This window comes from Vibrio sp. AH4, assembly GCF_030710545.1.
Lineage (GTDB): Bacteria > Pseudomonadota > Gammaproteobacteria > Enterobacterales > Vibrionaceae > Vibrio > Vibrio metoecus.
This window is the reverse complement of the sequence record NZ_JALAIV010000001.1, coordinates 1-16,708: the sequence shown is the minus strand read 5'-3', so window position 1 is coordinate 16,708 and position 16,708 is coordinate 1. Positions and strand designations below refer to the sequence as shown.

At 49.7% G+C, this 16,708-nt stretch carries 16 protein-coding genes; 10 read left to right on the top strand and 6 right to left on the bottom strand.

The window, feature by feature from the left end; all coding sequences use genetic code 11:
• Positions 1–16: 16 nt before the first annotated feature.
• On the bottom strand, positions 17–1,867 hold the full coding sequence (sppA, locus tag MKA69_RS00080; RefSeq protein WP_000838313.1) for a signal peptide peptidase SppA: 1,851 nt from the start codon (positions 1,865–1,867) through the stop codon (positions 17–19).
• A 229-nt stretch (positions 1,868–2,096) separates the two neighbouring features.
• Here sppA and MKA69_RS00075 point away from each other — a divergent pair, with 229 nt between their 5' ends.
• On the top strand, positions 2,097–4,097 hold the full coding sequence (locus MKA69_RS00075) for an NADPH-dependent 2,4-dienoyl-CoA reductase (RefSeq protein ID WP_305847325.1): 2,001 nt from the start codon (positions 2,097–2,099) through the stop codon (positions 4,095–4,097).
• Positions 4,098–4,170: 73 nt separating this feature from the next.
• On the opposite strand, the gene purU is transcribed toward MKA69_RS00075, so the two are convergent.
• On the bottom strand, positions 4,171–5,004 hold the full coding sequence (gene purU / locus MKA69_RS00070; protein ID WP_055065019.1) for a formyltetrahydrofolate deformylase: 834 nt from the start codon (positions 5,002–5,004) through the stop codon (positions 4,171–4,173).
• Positions 5,005–5,276: 272 nt separating this feature from the next.
• Here purU and MKA69_RS00065 point away from each other — a divergent pair, with 272 nt between their 5' ends.
• The 8 genes from MKA69_RS00065 to rnd all read left to right on the top strand — a co-directional run bounded on the left by MKA69_RS00065 (position 5,277) and on the right by rnd (position 13,034).
• Positions 5,277–5,480 (top strand): hypothetical protein, encoded by a 204-nt coding sequence (locus MKA69_RS00065; RefSeq protein ID WP_000356700.1) that lies wholly within the window; start codon positions 5,277–5,279, stop codon positions 5,478–5,480.
• A 91-nt stretch (positions 5,481–5,571) separates the two neighbouring features.
• The gene (locus tag MKA69_RS00060) at positions 5,572–7,512 is read left to right on the top strand and encodes an ATP-dependent DNA helicase (protein WP_055030006.1); all 1,941 of its coding nucleotides are present in this window, start codon (positions 5,572–5,574) and stop codon (positions 7,510–7,512) included.
• A complete protein-coding gene (gene tsaB / locus MKA69_RS00055) occupies positions 7,509–8,207 on the top strand; it encodes a tRNA (adenosine(37)-N6)-threonylcarbamoyltransferase complex dimerization subunit type 1 TsaB (RefSeq protein WP_305847324.1) in 699 nt (232 codons plus the stop codon). The genes MKA69_RS00060 and tsaB overlap by 4 nt, the downstream gene beginning before the upstream one ends.
• 45 nt (positions 8,208–8,252) lie before the next feature.
• Positions 8,253–8,558 (top strand): hypothetical protein, encoded by a 306-nt coding sequence (locus MKA69_RS00050; RefSeq protein ID WP_000253642.1) that lies wholly within the window; start codon positions 8,253–8,255, stop codon positions 8,556–8,558.
• Between the two features lie 16 nt (positions 8,559–8,574).
• Entirely contained in the window at positions 8,575–9,132 is a 558-nt protein-coding gene (locus tag MKA69_RS00045; RefSeq protein WP_305847323.1) for a Slp family lipoprotein, read from the top strand.
• The gene (locus tag MKA69_RS00040; protein WP_055030008.1) at positions 9,129–9,983 is read left to right on the top strand and encodes an alpha/beta hydrolase; all 855 of its coding nucleotides are present in this window, start codon (positions 9,129–9,131) and stop codon (positions 9,981–9,983) included. Before MKA69_RS00045 ends, MKA69_RS00040 begins: the two co-directional genes overlap by 4 nt.
• A gap of 118 nt (positions 9,984–10,101) precedes the next feature.
• Positions 10,102–11,802: a long-chain-fatty-acid--CoA ligase FadD gene (gene fadD, locus MKA69_RS00035; RefSeq protein WP_000360597.1), complete on the top strand. Its 1,701-nt coding sequence runs from the start codon at positions 10,102–10,104 to the stop codon at positions 11,800–11,802.
• Positions 11,803–11,912: 110 nt separating this feature from the next.
• Positions 11,913–13,034, top strand: coding sequence for a ribonuclease D (gene rnd, locus MKA69_RS00030; RefSeq protein ID WP_161803489.1), 1,122 nt, complete (start codon positions 11,913–11,915; stop codon positions 13,032–13,034).
• A 122-nt stretch (positions 13,035–13,156) separates the two neighbouring features.
• Here the strand turns inward: rnd and rrtA are convergent, their stop codons facing one another.
• Positions 13,157–13,714: a rhombosortase gene (gene rrtA, locus MKA69_RS00025; RefSeq protein WP_305847322.1), complete on the bottom strand. Its 558-nt coding sequence runs from the start codon at positions 13,712–13,714 to the stop codon at positions 13,157–13,159.
• A gap of 3 nt (positions 13,715–13,717) precedes the next feature.
• On the opposite strand from rrtA, the gene MKA69_RS00020 reads away from it, so the two are divergent.
• A complete protein-coding gene (locus tag MKA69_RS00020; RefSeq protein ID WP_000092442.1) occupies positions 13,718–14,320 on the top strand; it encodes a tRNA-uridine aminocarboxypropyltransferase in 603 nt (200 codons plus the stop codon).
• Here the strand turns inward: MKA69_RS00020 and MKA69_RS00015 are convergent.
• From MKA69_RS00015 to MKA69_RS00005, 3 genes are all read right to left on the bottom strand, one after another.
• Positions 14,314–15,639, bottom strand: a complete 1,326-nt coding sequence (locus MKA69_RS00015) for an anti-phage deoxyguanosine triphosphatase (RefSeq protein WP_305847321.1) — start codon at positions 15,637–15,639, stop codon at positions 14,314–14,316. The two genes, MKA69_RS00020 and MKA69_RS00015, sit on opposite strands and share 7 nt — an antisense overlap.
• Positions 15,640–15,695: 56 nt before the next feature.
• A complete protein-coding gene (gene yfbR, locus MKA69_RS00010) occupies positions 15,696–16,280 on the bottom strand; it encodes a 5'-deoxynucleotidase (protein ID WP_305847320.1) in 585 nt (194 codons plus the stop codon).
• 152 nt (positions 16,281–16,432) lie between these two features.
• On the bottom strand, positions 16,433–16,708 hold a 276-nt coding region (locus MKA69_RS00005), incomplete at its 5' end, for an aminotransferase class I/II-fold pyridoxal phosphate-dependent enzyme (protein ID WP_371131789.1).

Sequence of the window (16,708 nt, the reverse complement as noted above, 5' to 3'; positions counted from 1 at the left end):
GTTGTGACCTCGTAGACTATTCTACTTGGCAGGGCAAACAGAATGCGTACTGCCCTTTTGGATCATTCAACTGATTGAGTAGTGAGGTTTGTTGTTGCCACTCCACTGCCAACGGTTGCAGTGATTTTGGCAACAGGGTGGAAACATCCAAACCTAAGCTAACGTGTACTTGGCCTAGCAGATCTTGCAAGAACTGCTGCGCAGGTGTGAGCGGCTCTTCAACCCAATACAGATTGTATTGATCTAATTGTGCAAGGGTCGCTGCCAAGTGTACGGCATCATCGAAATCACCGAGTTGATCGACTAAGCCTAGGGTTTGTGCATCTTGCGCAGTCCAGACTCGGCCTTGGGCAATATCGTCTACGGCTTTTAGCGTCATGCCCCGTTTCTCTGCAACCAAAGAAATAAAGCGCTGATACCCATGCTCGATACCGAGCTGAATGGCATCTTTCGCCCCCTGAGTGAGTCCCGTGGTCACACCTTGTCCAGAGAAAGGTGTAGTACCGACACCATCGGTGTAAATACCAAGGTTATTGAGACCTTTCTCGAAGGTGGTGATGACACTGAAAATACCAATTGAGCCTGTGAGTGTGGTTGGTTGGGCGACAATTTTGTCAGCGCTCATGGATATCCAATAACCGCCAGAAGCGGCAAGGCTCGACATTGAAACCACCACAGGTTTCCCCGCCGCTTTCAGTGCTTCAATTTCGTTGCGGATCACTTCTGAGGCAAATGCGCTACCTCCTGGGCTATCCACACGCAGTACGACCGCTTTCACATTGCTGTCGTTACGTGCTTCGCGCAGTAATCCGGCCACAGTATCGCCACCCACAGTACCACGTGGTTGTGAGCCATCCATAATCGCACCGCTGGCAACCACAACGGCAATATCGCTAGCATTGGGAAGCGTAGTCGGGGAGATACTGGCTTTATATTCGTAGTAGCTGACCGCGTTATAGCTGTCTTTGCCATCGCTACCAAAAGTTTCCGCGAGGGTTTGACGAACTTGTTGACGAGTCGCCAGTTCATCGACAAGGCCAACTTTTTTGGAAAGTGCGGCTAAGTCACCATTCACTTCTTTCAACTGCGCGACAAACTCCTCCATGCTTGGCGTAAGCGTTTTGATCTCAATTTGGCGATTGGCCGCCACATCATCGACGTAGGCACTCCACAACTGAGTTAGCCAACGAGATGCGGACTCACGCGCAGCGTCAGACATATCATCACGTACAAACGGTTCGATGGCCGATTTGTACGTTCCCACTCGGAAAACGTGAGTGGTGACATCGAGTTTCTCAAGCAGGGTTTTGTAATACATGGAATAGGCGCTATAACCTTTCAGTAGCACAGCCCCATCCGGAGCGAGGTAGATTTTGTCAGCATAACTTGCCAAGTAATATTGGCTTTGATTGTAAAAATCCCCAACTGCGAATACAGGTTTACCCGATGCCTTGAACTCGTTGATTGCTTTAGCGATGTAACGCAGCTTGGTCAAATTGGTTTCAGGCATATCTCCTAACGCCAAAACTAGCCCTGTAACATTGTTGTCATTCTTCGCGTGGCGTAAGGTTTCGACAATATCAAATAGCACATTTTCACGTGGCAGTTCTTCACCAAACACAGAGCCTGCGAAAGAGTCCATTGGGTTAATGTGTGTGCTCTGCTCAACAATCGGGCCTGATAGATTCAGAACCAGAGCCGAAGACTTATTGATTGTCGGCAGTGGGGCATCGGCATGAATATAAATAAAATAAATGATGCCGATACTGAGCAAGAAAATAAGATTAGTTAGTGCTAACCGTATGAAAGTGATGGCTTTCCAAATCCCTTTCAAAAATAGGCCAACAAAACGAAACAGTGATTTCATGGTATCTCCAGACCAACAGAGTGGCACTCCACTCCAAAGCTTCAGATTTCTCGTGCAAATTAGCGCACAGCGAATCACATCCTACGTTATCTGATCTAGGCAAACAACAACCTTGCAAATCAGTGTAATCTTGATCGCTGTTACACAAATGTAAACGCTTGTTTGATTTTTGTAATCGCCAAGAATATTCTGGTCAGACCATATCAATAATAAGCAAAGTGAAGTCGCTATGTACCCAAATCTGTTTCAGCCTCTCGATCTTGGTTTTACTCAGCTCAAAAATCGTGTGTTGATGGGCTCTATGCATACTGGCTTAGAGGAAAATAAAGAAGGGCTGCACAAGCTGGCGGCCTTTTATGAAGAACGTGCCAAAGGGGGCGTTGGTTTAATTGTTACGGGGGGCTTTTCGCCTAACTTGCGCGGCCGTCTGCACCCATTCAGCGCTGAATTTAGCAAAACTAAGCATGCCAAAGCCCATAAAGTGGTGACAGAGGCGGTGCATCGCCATGGCGCTAAAATTGCGTTGCAACTGCTGCATGCGGGTCGTTATGCTATGCATCCTTTTGCACAAAGTGCCTCAGCGATTCGAGCTCCGATTGCCAAGTTTGCTCCGAGTGAAATGAGTACACGCCAGATCCGCAATACGATTCAAGATTTCGCTAGCAGCGCAGAGTTGGCCCAGTTGGCTGGCTATGACGGCGTAGAAGTGATGGGGTCAGAAGGCTACTTGCTTAATCAGTTTATCTGTAAACGGACGAACATGCGTTATGACGAATGGGGCGGCAGTTATCAAAACCGTATTCGTTTCCCAGTTGAAATTGTCAAAGCGATTCGCGCCGCAGTCGGTAAAGAGTTCATCATTATCTTCCGTCTATCGATGCTCGATTTAGTGGAGCAGGGCAGCACTTTTGAAGAAGTGGTGGTACTTGCCAAAGCATTAGAAGAAGCAGGTGTTACCATCATTAATACTGGGATCGGCTGGCATGAAGCGCGGATCCCCACAATTGCTACTCAAGTGCCGCGCGCGGCATTCAGTTGGGTAACCGAAAAGATCAAACCTTACTTAAGTGTGCCGGTGGTGACCTGTAATCGCATTAACACGCCGGAACAAGCCGAGAAAATTTTGGCGAGTGGTCAGGCGGATATGGTGTCGATGGCACGCCCGTTTTTAGCCGATGCGGATTTTGTGCGCAAAGCACAAGAAGGGCAGAGCGCGTTCATCAACACCTGTATTGGTTGTAACCAAGCCTGTTTGGATAACGTGTTTCGTGGCAAGCGTGCGAGCTGTTTAGTGAACCCGCGCGCCTGTTATGAAAGCGAGATTGTGGTCAAGCCCGCGCAGAGCAAAAAAATTGCGGTTGTCGGTGCTGGCCCTGCTGGTTTAGCGTTTGCAACGACCGCCGCAGAGCGTGGCCATCACGTCGACCTATTTGAGCGAAATGATAGAATCGGTGGCCAATTCCGTCTTGCGATGCAGATCCCCGGCAAAGAAGAGTTCCGGGAAACCATTCGCTATTTTGCTAACCGGATTGATCAAACTGGCGTGAAGTTGCATCTCGGTTGCGAAGTACAGTTCAGTGATTTGCGTGGTTACGATGAAGTGGTGATTGCCACGGGCGTGACACCTCGCAAAATCGCCCTAACAGGGCTCAATGAATCTGCAAACGTGGTTGATTACCAAACCTTAATTCGCGAAAAGACACCCGTAGGCCAAAAGGTCGCGATTGTCGGCGCAGGCGGTATTGGTGTGGATGTGGCGAGCATGCTGACCGAACCGAAAGATCAAACATTGGATGATTGGTTGTATGAGTGGGGTATTGATAAAACCATCGAACATCCTGGCGGTTTATACCCTTATCCTGAGACAACCAGTGAACGTGAAGTCTGGTTGCTGCAACGGCGCAAAGGTGCGGTGGGCAAAGGGCCGGGAAAAACCACGGGCTGGATCCATAAGCGCACGTTAGAAAAACGCGGTGTGCATTTGGTTGGTGGTGTGCAGTATCAGAAAATTGATGAACAAGGCCTACACATTGAGCGTGATGGCAAGCCAGAGCTGATTGAAGCAGACAGTGTGGTGATTTGCGCAGGTCAAGAATCCGTGCGTCCTTTTGAGGCGCAGTGGGCTGAGCTGGGTGATAAGCTGCATGTGATTGGTGGGGCCGATGTGGCCGGAGAGTTGGATGCCGCGCGCGCGATTCGTCAAGGCGTAGAATTGGCTATACGTTTGTAAGCTATTAAGTTTAAGCCATTAACCACAAAGGGCACTGAAGTGCCCTTTGTTATTTTCTGTTGCTGAAGGCTCGTTACAAAATGACGGTCTTATTGCCGTAAACAAACACATGGTCATTCAGCACTTTATTGAGCGCCTTACTGAGCACATTTTTTTCCACATCACGTCCTGCTTGCGCCATGTCTTGCGCGCTGAAGGTGTGATCAACCGGAATCACGTCTTGCTTGATGATCGGCCCTTCGTCGAGATCATTCGTCACGAAGTGTGCTGTCGCCCCAATGATTTTCACGCCACGGTCATAAGCCTGTTGGTAAGGTTTTGCGCCAATAAAAGCGGGTAAAAAACTGTGGTGGATGTTGATGATTTTATGATGGAAACGCTCAACAAAACCTGAGGTTAATACCCGCATGTATTTAGCGAGTACCAGATAATCCGGCTGATATTGATCAACCACCTCTAATAGCGCTTGTTCATGCTCTTCACGAGATAAACCTTCATGGGAAACACAGTGGTAAGGAATATCAAAACGCTCGGTCAAACGTTGCAACGTGTCGTAGTTGCCCACTACAGCCGCAATATCCACATCCAAGCTGCCATCATAATTCTTCATCAGAATGTCGCCCAAACAGTGCGCTTCTTTGGTTACGAGCACAACAATGCGTTTGCGAGTTGAGTTGATCAGTTTGCGGCGTGTACCTTGTGGTAGCGCATGGTCAAGATCCGCCAATAGCGTGGCATCGTTGAAATAACCTTCCAACTCAGTACGCATAAAGAAGTGACCGCTGGCATTATCCACGAATTCATTATTGTGAATGATATTGAGTTGATGCTTATAACAAATATTGGTGATCTTGGAGATCAGTCCCGGCGCATCAGGGCAATGCGTCAGCAGGGTTTTTTTTTCCATTGATAACTACTTCCATGCAAAAAAGAAATATGCCCTATCTGCTTGAAACCACAGTGATGTTTATGGTGATGACGAGCGGTTGGGGGCTAGCGAATTTTTTCATTCTAAAAAACAAATCGGCGGCTGCTGAACGGTGATGCAGCCCGCAAATACGCACCTATAATTAATCTATTATCAAGACAGATTCAATCGCTTTAGCCAAGTAATACTTAGGTTTATTTAGCATTGAATGTGTGGTTTTCTTATTAATGAGAGTAGTAAGGTGGTCGTATATGGATAAAGAACTTCTCGCACGTAAATTATATGTCGAGCGGGTAGAGGCACTGCTCGGAGATCAACCCATGGATGAGCATATTTTGGAAGAAATGTGGGAAAACCGAGCTTCTCCATCTGAAGCGGCCAAAGCGATGACCATCGCACCTGCAACGGGGTATGATGCACCTCCTTGGCTTGCCCGTTATCTGAATCGCAAGTAACGTTTCCTCTGCGGTGTGAGTGAGATTGTCATTCGCACCGCTGCTTAAAACCTGCCATAATCGCGCCATTTCCGTTGTACATAGAATTGGCATGATTGAAAAAACCTTTTCCCAGCAAGGCGCATTAGGCCAAGCCATTCCGGGCTTTCAACCCAGACAAGCACAAGTGGATATGGCGAAAGCTGTTGCCAGTGCCATTGCCAATCAATCTCAGTTGGTGGTTGAAGCGGGTACGGGTACCGGAAAAACCTTCGCGTATTTGGTTCCCGCTTTGCTCAGTGGCAAAAAGGTCATTATCAGTACCGGTTCTAAAAACCTGCAAGAGCAGCTTTTCCATCGCGATTTGCCTTTGATGGTCAGTGCCTTAGGCTTTTTCGGCCAAGTGGCACTGCTTAAAGGCCGTGCGAACTATCTCTGCCTTGATCGCTTAAGTCGTCAAATGGTGGAAAGCCATACTGCAGAAGCGGATCCTGCATTGCTCACTCAACTGGTGAAAGTGCGCAGTTGGGCAGCTAGCACGCAAAGTGGTGATTTAGGGGAATGTGACGATCTGGCCGAGGACAGCCTGATCATTCCCACCATCACTTCGACCAATGACAACTGCTTGGGCAAAGAGTGCGCCAGCTACCAAGACTGCTTTGTTTCCAAAGCGCGCCGCCGCGCGATGGATGCCGATGTGGTCGTGGTCAATCATCACTTGTTTTTGGCCGATTTGGCGATCAAAGAAACCGGCTTTGGTGAGTTAATTCCTGAAGCAGAAGTGTTCATTTTCGATGAAGCGCACCAACTGCCGGACATCGCGAGCCAATATTTTGGTCAGTCGGTATCGAGCCGCCAAGTGCAAGAGCTGGCGAAAGATATCGAACTCGGTTATCGCACCGAAGCGAAAGACATGCGCCAGCTACAAAAGGTGTCGGATAAGCTAGTGCAGGCTGCGATGGATTTGCGCATTGTGCTTGGCGAGCCGGGCTATCGTGGCAACTGGCGTGAAGTGCTGAAAGTACCCACGGTGGCAAGGGAAGTCGAACGGCTCAATGAAGCGCTGCAATTTGCCTTGGATGTACTCAAGTTAGCTTTGGGTCGCAGCCAGCTTCTGGATACCGCGTTTGAACGTGCCACACTGATTTTAGGCCGCATTCGCCGTGTGTGTGATGTCTCCATTACTGGTTATTCCTATTGGTATGACACCACGCCACGTCATTTCAGTTTGCACATCACGCCGCTGTCTGTGGCGGATAAATTTCGTGAGCAGATTGAACAAAAAGAGGGCGCGTGGATATTCACTTCCGCCACCTTGGCGGTCAACGATGATTTCAGCCATTTTACTGAGCGACTCGGGTTAATCCCGAGCGCGCAGTTTTCACTGGTCAGCCCGTTTGATTATCAACAACAGGCCGTATTGTGTGTGCCTCGTTATCTGCCAGAACCGAATAGTCCCGGACTGGCCGATAAACTGGTGCGTATGCTCGCGCCCGTGATTGAGCACAACCAAGGGCGCTGCTTCTTTTTGTGTACCTCGCACAGCATGATGCGTGATTTAGGTGAACGTTTTCGTGAACGTTTAACCTTACCGGTTTTGATGCAAGGGGAAACCAGCAAGCAGAAAACGCTGGCCGAATTTATGGAGCTGGGCAATGCGCTCTTGGTCGCCACTGGCGCGTTTTGGGAAGGGATTGACGTTAGAGGCGATACCTTAAGCTGTGTTATCATCGACAAACTTCCGTTTACCGCACCCGATGATCCGTTGCTCAAAGCTCGCATTGAAGACTGCCGCCTGCGTGGTGGCGATCCGTTTGCTCAAGTGCAACTGCCGGAAGCGGTGATAACCTTAAAGCAAGGTGTGGGTCGTCTGATCCGCGATAAAAACGACAAAGGCGCGTTGATCATCTGTGACAATCGATTGGTCACGCGCGATTATGGCGGGGTGTTCCTCGCCAGTTTACCGCCGATTCCGCGCACGCGGGATCTGGACGTAGTCACCACTTTTCTACAACAATTAGCTGTAACTGAAATCAATCAGAGAGACTCATGAGCGTAAAAATTCTCGCCTTAGATACCGCCACCGAGCGCTGTTCCGTCGCGCTACTCGTCGGCAATACCGTTTATTCACGCAGTGAAATCGCCCCGCGCGATCACACCAAAAAAGTATTGCCAATGGTGGATGAAGTATTAAAAGAAGCAGGCGTAACGCTACAAGAATTGGATGCTTTGGCTTTTGGCCGTGGCCCCGGTAGTTTTACTGGGGTACGGATTGGCATTGGAATTGCACAAGGTTTAGCCTTTGGTGCGAATCTGCCGATGATTGGCATTTCCACCTTAGCGGCAATGGCGCAGGCAGCGTATCGCCTACAAGGCATGACCCATGTTGCCAGCGCTATTGATGCGCGCATGGAAGAAGTGTATTGGGGTCGCTATTTGCGTCAAGAAGATGGCAGTTGGCAAGCCGCCGAAGCGGAGTGTGTGATTGCGCCTGCGCTGTTGGTGCAGACCTTGACGCAAGACGAGCAGGTTTGGGGCAAAGCCGGTACAGGATGGGAGGCTTACCCAGCACTGGCGGATCTACCACTGCAAGTGCAAACCAGTGAAGTGCTTTACCCAGATTCGCAAGATATTGCTTATTTGGCTCAGTTTGAATTGGCGCAAGGCAATACCATGAGTGTTGAGCAAGCAAGCCCAGTGTATCTGCGTGATACTGTGGCTTGGAAAAAGCTGCCTGGCCGAGAGTAAGGCAGATGATGAGCGCTCACTCACTCGCTAATCGATAGGAACAGTATGGTTTCAATTAATGGATTACCTCCGGCGCGGCTGCCCGGCACCAATAAAACTTCTAAAACGGGGAAAAAGGGCGAAGTTAGCCAGAGCGAGAGTGGCAAGAGCGTTTCATCGACCAGCAAAGTTGCAACGGCGGTGGCGGAATCGATTCGTCAAGTCAGTGAGTCGGATATTCACCGAGCACAAGTGCAGTACGATTTACCCGAAGGGCGTGCTCGTAAAGCGATGGAAGAGTATCTGGATGTGATGAACCAAGCGCGTAAAGAGGAACTTGCGCAGCTGCTTGGGGTCGATATCTACATCTAACTATGGGATCAATTTGATGAAGATGCATTTTCTGAAACTGCTCGTACCCACCATCGCTCTACTGCTTTCTGCTTGTGCGAATTTACCGCCAGAGTTGGGGAATCCCGATGATAAAAGCGTGGTGACTCAATACTCGGCTTGGCTGGAATTGGATCCTGCTGCACAATCACCCGTTCGAATGGGTGGTGTCGTTGCCAATATCAGCAACCAAAAAGATCGTACCCGCGTTGAATTGGTCAACCTGCCAATCGACAGCGCTGGGCGTCCCAATATTCATCAAGAACCGCAAGGTCGCTTTGTCGCTTACGTGCCGGGCTTTTTAGATCCCATCACTTTTGGTGAAGGACGTTTACTTACCGTGTACGGTACGACTGCCGAGCCAGAGCAAGGTAACGTGGGTGAGTATCAACACCGTTATCCGGTAGTGAATGCTCAAGGTTATCATTTGTGGCGCGTTGAAGAGCGAGTACAAATTGATGACATCGGCCCATATATGTTCCCTTGTCGTGGTTTCCATTGCTGGCCGCGAACGCTGCCAGATCGTGACGGGAAGGTTATTCAAGAAGTCAAATGAAGCTGATTGAAACCACATACTCGCTTGAGCTGGGGCAACTCGCTGCAGTGGAAGTGGGCGATGCAAAAATGGCCGAGGTATCGGTCATTTTTATTCATGGCTGGCTTGATAACGCCGCGAGTTTTTTCTCACTCATGCAGGCACTACATCATCTGTGCCCCGATTTGCATTTGTGTGCCATTGATTTACCTGGGCATGGTTTATCTAGCCACAGAGCGGGTTACTACCCATTTCATGACTATATCGACGATATTGATCAGCTTTTGCTCAACTTATCGCCAAACAAACACGTGTTGGTAGGCCATTCGCTTGGTGCTTTAATCGCAAGTTGTTATAGTGCCGCCTTTCCTGAGCAGGTGAACGGATTCGTGCAGATTGAAGGCTTTGGCCCACTGTCTGAGCCTGCCACAGAGAGTGTCACACGCTTACGGCAAGGGGTACACTCGCGCCATGCGTTACGTAACGTCAAACCTCGCGGTTATTCGAGCTTCGATCATGCGCTGCGCCATCGTGCTTTGGTCAATCAGTTGTCAGGAGAGTTGTTGCGCCCATTGGTGGAACGTGGCACTTACCAGCATGATGAACAGTGGTTCTGGCGGCACGATCCCAAGCTCAAAGCGGATTCGTTGTATCGTATGACACAAGAACAAGCGATGCAGTTTTGCCTGCAAATAGGCTGTCCGCAGCAGGTCATTTTAGGTGCACAGGGTTTTGATTCACTCCTATCGCGAGTGCAAGACGAACGTTTCTCGTCAATTCCCATCACCACTGTATCGGGTGGTCACCACTGCCATTTAGAACAGCCACAATCGGTCGCTGAATTGATCTTTGGCTTAGTTAACAAAATTTAAACAAGTGTTTGAGAGTTACGTGCTCAACCACTTTGGCTGTGCTGTAATAGCGGTCAGCAATTGCATGACAACTGCATGACAACAAGAATAGCGCCAGCCAATAACGAGGAGTATTACCGTGGATAAACCTTGGCTTTCACGTTATCCGAAAGATGTACCGGAAACCATTAACCCTGATCAGTACCCATCTCTGGTCGAAATGTTTGAACAATCGGTACACAAGTATGCGGATCAGCCAGCCTTCATGAACATGGGCTCGGTGATGACTTTCCGTAAACTGGAAGAGCGCAGCCGCGCTTTTGCCGCTTACTTACAAAACGATCTGAAGCTGAAAAAGGGCGATCGAGTCGCTTTGATGATGCCAAACTTGCTGCAATACCCAGTTGCGTTATTTGGTATCTTACGTGCTGGTATGATTGCGGTGAATGTTAACCCGCTCTATACACCGCGTGAACTCGAACATCAATTGAACGATGCTGATGCACGAGCGATCGTGATTGTGTCTAACTTTGCTAACACCTTAGAGCAAATTGTTGCCAACACTCAGGTGAAGCATGTGGTGCTGACCAGTCTTGGACAGATGCTGCCACGCGCCAAAGGCACGATTGTCGATTTTGTTGTGAAATACGTCAAAGGCATGGTTCCTAAGTACGATCTACCGGGCGCGATTTCGATGCGTAAAGCGCTGCACAAAGGCCGTCGTCAGCAATATGTGAAGCCGTTTATGTCCGGTGAAGACATCGCTTTCCTACAATACACCGGCGGTACAACGGGTGTGGCTAAAGGCGCAATTCTGACGCACCGCAACATGGTCGCAAACGTGCTGCAAGCCAAAGGCGCTTACGGTCCTGTGCTACAAGAAGGCCGCGAGTTGGTGGTTACGGCGTTGCCGCTGTATCACGTGTTTGCTTTAACGGTAAACTGTCTACTGTTTATTGAAATGGGTGGTAGCAATCTCTTGATCACCAACCCACGCGACATTCCTGGGTTTGTCAAAGAGCTGCAAAAGTATCCATTCACCGCGATTACCGGTGTGAACACCCTGTTTAACGCACTGGTCAATAACGAAGATTTCCACGAGCTCGACTTCAAAAACATGAAGTTAGCCGTGGGTGGCGGTATGGCGGTACAACGCGCCGTTGCCGAGCGTTGGAAAAAGACTACCGGTGTCCATTTACTGGAAGGCTATGGCTTGACCGAATGTTCGCCATTGGTGACGGGTAACCCATACGATTTGACCGACTACACGGGCGCGATTGGCTTACCTGTTCCTTCCACCGAAGTGCGTATTGTCGATGATGCGGGTAATGTACTGCCTAACGATCAAGTCGGTGAGCTGCAAGTGCGTGGTCCGCAGGTGATGCAAGGTTACTGGCAGCGTCCTGAAGCGACCAAAGAAGTGCTGAATGCCGACGGTTGGCTATCAACGGGTGACATCGTAAAATTTGATGACCAAGGTTTGATCCACATTGTTGATCGTAAGAAAGACATGATTCTGGTTTCAGGCTTTAACGTATATCCGAATGAAATCGAAGATGTGGTGGCGCTGCACGGCAAAGTGCTGGAAGTGGCGGCGATTGGTCAAGCGAACGAAGCGTCAGGTGAGTTGGTGAAGATTTACGTGGTGAAGCGTGATCCGAGCCTAACTAAAGACGAAGTGATTGCTCACTGTCGTAAACATCTGACCGGTTACAAAGTACCGAAATTGGTCGAGTTCCGTGACGATCTACCAAAAACCAACGTCGGAAAAATCCTGCGCCGTGTGCTGCGTGAAGAAAATGACGCACAATTAGCAGCAAAGGCGAAGCAAAGCGCATAAGCTGTATCCAGCTGCGAGTGTTTTTTAATGTTAGAATGCCGGCCTTAACTGCCGGCATTTTTATTTCAAAAGAGGTGTCTCTTCTTTTGAGCAACAACAGCGAGTTATCTGTGAACTATCAAATTATTAGCCAACTTGGCGATCTACAACGAGTTTGTCTTGCCGCCCGTGATGCGGATGTGGTGATGCTGGATACCGAATTTGTCCGCACCCGCACTTTCTTTCCGCAATTGGGATTGATCCAGATGTTTGACGGGGAAAACCTGTCATTGATTGACCCGACGGTCATGGATGAGATGACACCGTTTGTCGAGTTATTGCAAGACACATCAGTATTGAAAGTGCTGCACGCTTGTGGCGAAGATTTGGAAGTGTTCCAGAACGCGTTTGGCTGCACACCTTTTCCGATGGTGGATACCCAGATCATGGCCGCGTTTTTGGGCTACGGTTTATCCACCGGATTTGCGGCGTTAGTGCAAGACCAACTGCAAGTTGAGTTAGATAAAAGCGAATCACGCACCGATTGGTTAGCGCGCCCTCTAAGTGACAAGCAACTGGAATATGCCGCGGCCGATGTGTTCTATCTGCTGCCGATGTACGAAAAACTGGTCGAGCGAGTGACGCAAGCCGGCTGGTGGGAAGCCGCATTGCAAGAAAGTGAGCTACAAGTCGCCAAGCGCACCAAAGTCAGCAACCCAGAGCTCGCTTATCTAGATATTAAAGGGGCTTGGCAGCTTAAGCCGAAAGAACTGGCGATCCTCAAACCCTTAGCCACGTGGCGTTACCATGAAGCAGTGAACCGAGATTTGGCGCTGAACTTCGTGATTAAAGAAACGGACTTACTGACCATTTCGCGTTTGGCACTCCGCAGCCCGAAACGCATGGAAGAAGAGGGGGTTGATCCGCATGCAATTCGCCGTCACAGCAGCAAAATTATCGCTATGGTGAAGGCGGCGCTGGAAACGCCAGCCGATGCTTACCCGCCAGAAATCGTACCGATCATGGAATACCCAGGTTACAAGCAGTTGTTCAAGCGTTTGAAAGATGAAGTAAAGAGCGTTTCGAACACCAGTGGCCTTGCGACCGAATTTTTGGCGTCGAAAAAACAGCTTAACCAACTACTGAGTTGGGTGTGGAAACGCGATCGCGACCCAGCACGCTTGCCTGATTTAATGCAAGGGTGGCGTTTGCCGCTACTGGGTGAAAAGCTTAATACGCTCGTCTCGAAATAATCTCCTTCCTACTTGGCGCTGCAGCGTCAAGTCGTTTGAGGCTAGGCGTTTTATTCGCTTCCCTACCGCGCCAAGTGGTTTTGAAGATAAATAGCTAAACGATGTAGGTGCGAATTGAAGTTCTAGTCTTTTTTTCGCACTCTCTTTCGCCAGCTAAACAGCATGATGCTGAGCAACAAACCGCTGATTAAACCTGCCAAGTGGGCTTCGGTGGCTACTCGTGCGCCAATCAATTCTGCGGTACTGGCTGATGCACCAAACCACTGCTCCCATCCCACTTTACCGACAACGCCAAGCACTAACAGCCAACTGTTGCGCCGTCCATTCAGGGCTTCATTCAGCGCGTAGTAGGCAAATAGACCATGCAAGGTGCCAGAGAGCCCAACATAAAACTGCATGCCGGAGGCTAAAATCATCCCCCCCACCGCAAGGCTGATCAGTAGCAGTGGGATCAGCAGCTGACGAGCCGTGGGTTTAAACACAAAACTGATGATCCACAAAGCGGCAAGGTTCATCGCCCAGTGGGCAAAGTTGGTGTGTGCGAAGTTTCCTGTTAGGATGCGCCACCATTGACCTTGTTCTATGGCGCTGAAGTGCCACAGAGTCAGCTCATGCAGTGGTGGCCACTGCAGACTTAAACTCAACAGGCTTATAGCCAATAACAGCAGGTAAAGATTCACGTCATGTCCCGTTATTGTTCAGAGTGTGGTAAAGCGCGTAAAGCGTGCTTGTGTCCGTCAATTGTCGCGCTGGAAAGTGCGGTTGAGCTTATCATTCTTCAACACCCAACGGAACAAAAGCGCCCACTGGGTACCGCGCGCATTCTCAGCTTGTCATTGGACAATTGTCGGCTGTTAGTGGGTGAAGATTTTCGTGAGCATGACGAGTTAAACCAACTGCTGGCAGAGCCGGATGTGGATCACTATGTGCTTTACCCGAATGAACATGCGCAAGAATGCACCGAGATAAGCCTTGCGACAGCGCGCAAAAAGCGGGTGATTTTGCTCGATGGGACGTGGAAAAAAGCCTACAAGATGTGGCAAATCAACACTCAACTGCATGATTTACCGAGTCTGCGTTTGCCGGTCGAGTGTGTTGGGCATTACCGAATTCGCAAAGCGCCGGATGATACAGCGCTTTCTACTGTGGAGGCGGGGTACCATCTGCTCCAGCAGTGGCAACCTGAGCGTGACTTTTCGCCACTGCTTAAGGTGTTTGATGCCATGATTCAATATCAGATCGATCAGATGCCGGAAGGCGTTTTCGAGCGAAATTACCGTCAGTAATGACTCTGTGCCGAGAAGAGTTGCTGATGCAGTCGCTGCGCATATGCATCGGTCATCGCCGCAATGTAATCACAGATCACGCGCATGCCTTCCTCTTGCTCTTGGGCTTTGCGCCACTTTTCACCAGTGGCTTGTGGCAGTAGGCGCTCAGGGTCTGCGCTTAATGCTTCAAACAAATCCATGATCAGTTGCTGGCCTTTGTATTCAAAGCGCTGTACCTGCGGAATTTGAATCACGTATTGGCTCACAAAGTGTTTGAGCACTTCAAGCGCATTGCTCATGTGCGGCTCGATATAAGCATTGAACGCCAACAGTTCATTATGAAATGGCGCTTCAACTGGCTTCACGCTGATACTGGTTAAAAGCGCATTTACAATGCCACCAATCGCATCTTTGCGCACATAGTGTTTGCCAGAAAACAGCATCTCGCTCAGCTCGGCAATATGCTCTTCAAACCACGGGTCACCGCACTCGGCAAGCTGCGCCGCTGCGGCTTCTTGCCACTGCGCGCGGGTGACCATACCCAGCACAATCGCATCTTCCAGATCATGCACGCCGTAAGCGATGTCATCCGCCAGTTCCATGATCGAGCAATCGAGCGATTTAAAGCGGGTTTTACGATGCACTTTGGGTGAGTTGGGTTCCGCGCGCATTTGCCCCAGCAATTCACGATCACTTTGACACAAAGGATCCAGCACCCAGTCCAAGCTCGCGAGATCGCAATCGTAGATGCCTTTCGCGGGCGACCAATCTTTGGCTTTCAGTTGGCGTTGGTGGGCGACTGCGGGCGGCGGTGTTGCAGCGCGCGTGGCACTCAGCAGAGCTGGGTATTTCAAAAGTCCCAGTAGCGTGCGGCGCGACAGGTTCATGCCGTGATGTTCAGTGTAAGGTTCTAAGCTGGTGACGATACGGAAAGTCTGCGCATTGCCTTCAAAGCCACCGTGATCGCGCATCATATAATTGAGGGCAATTTCACCGCCATGCCCGTAAGGAGGATGGCCGATATCGTGCGCAAGGCAGAGCGAATCAATCAAGCTGTCAGAGGGTAATAGCTCACGAAATTCCGGCTGTTTGAGCTTGATTTGTGCAACGATGCCCGTACCGATTTGCGCCGCTTCCAGTGAATGGGTGAGGCGAGTGCGATGAAAGTCATTCAAGCTCGTTCCGTGGACTTGGGTTTTGGCTTGCAAGCGCCGAAACGCCGCCGAATGGAGGATACGCGCTCGATCGCGCTGAAATGGACTGCGATGATCGTTGCGGCGAATTTTGTGCTCATCGTTGTTACGAGCTAACCACTCAGGGTTTAGGGATACTTGCATCGCGTTACTCCTTGCACAGTTTTGTTTTAACTTACAATGTCTTAAGTTATAGCGACTTAGCTGATTTCGTCCAGTGTTAATTCAAAACTCGGGGCAAAGGTTTGCAGAAAATAGTCCATCTCCTCACTGTGCCGTTCGCGCAACGTCACATCTAGGCGTTTTTTCGCTTGAGCGTATTCGTGGTTACCTGCGCTGAGTTCTTCCAAACATTTCAAATACGCGCAAATCGCATCGGCTTGCTTAACGATGGCACTCTCTTGCGGGTCGGCAGCGTTAGACACCAGAAACGGGCGAAAATCGTCGCGCAGTTCTTCTGGGAGCATCTCTAATAAACGCAGCTCTGCCGCCGCTTCGATTTTTTTGTACTCTTTGGCGATCTCGGGATTGAAATATTTGATCGGCGTTGGCAAATCACCCGTCAGCACTTCGCTGGTATCGTGATACATGGCGAGAATTGCAATGCGCTCAGGGTTGAGCGTTCCACCAAACTTTTTGTTTTTGATCACCGCCAGCGCGTGAGCGACAAAGGCAACTTGCAGGCTGTGTTCAGAAATGTTCTCACTGGAGATGGAACGCATTAATGGCCAGCGCTGAATCAGTTTCATGCGCGCGAGGTGGGCGAAAAAATGGCTCTCTTGCATAGCACACTCACTTCCTTGCTGATGGATTGGCTTTTCAGCGGCCAATGGCGCTGAAAAGAAGATAAAAAAATAGGCTCTCTTCAGTGTACCGAAAGAGAGCCTGCTTCGCCTACCCACGACCACAAGTCATTTTGCGACTTGCTGCCAATCTATTATTGGCTGTAAGTCGTGATAAAGCGTTCAAAGCGACTGATGGCGATTTCCAGATCTTCCACATGTGGCAGAGTCACAATGCGGAAGTGATCCGGTTTTGGCCAGTTAAAGCCACTGCCTTGTACCAGCAGAACTTTTTCTTGCACTAGGAAATCGAGCACCATTTTCTGGTCATCTTTGATCGGGTACATCTTAGTGTCGATTTTCGGGAACAAGTACATCGCGCCTTTCGGCTTCACGCAAGAAATGCCTGGAATTTGGTTAATCATCTCCCA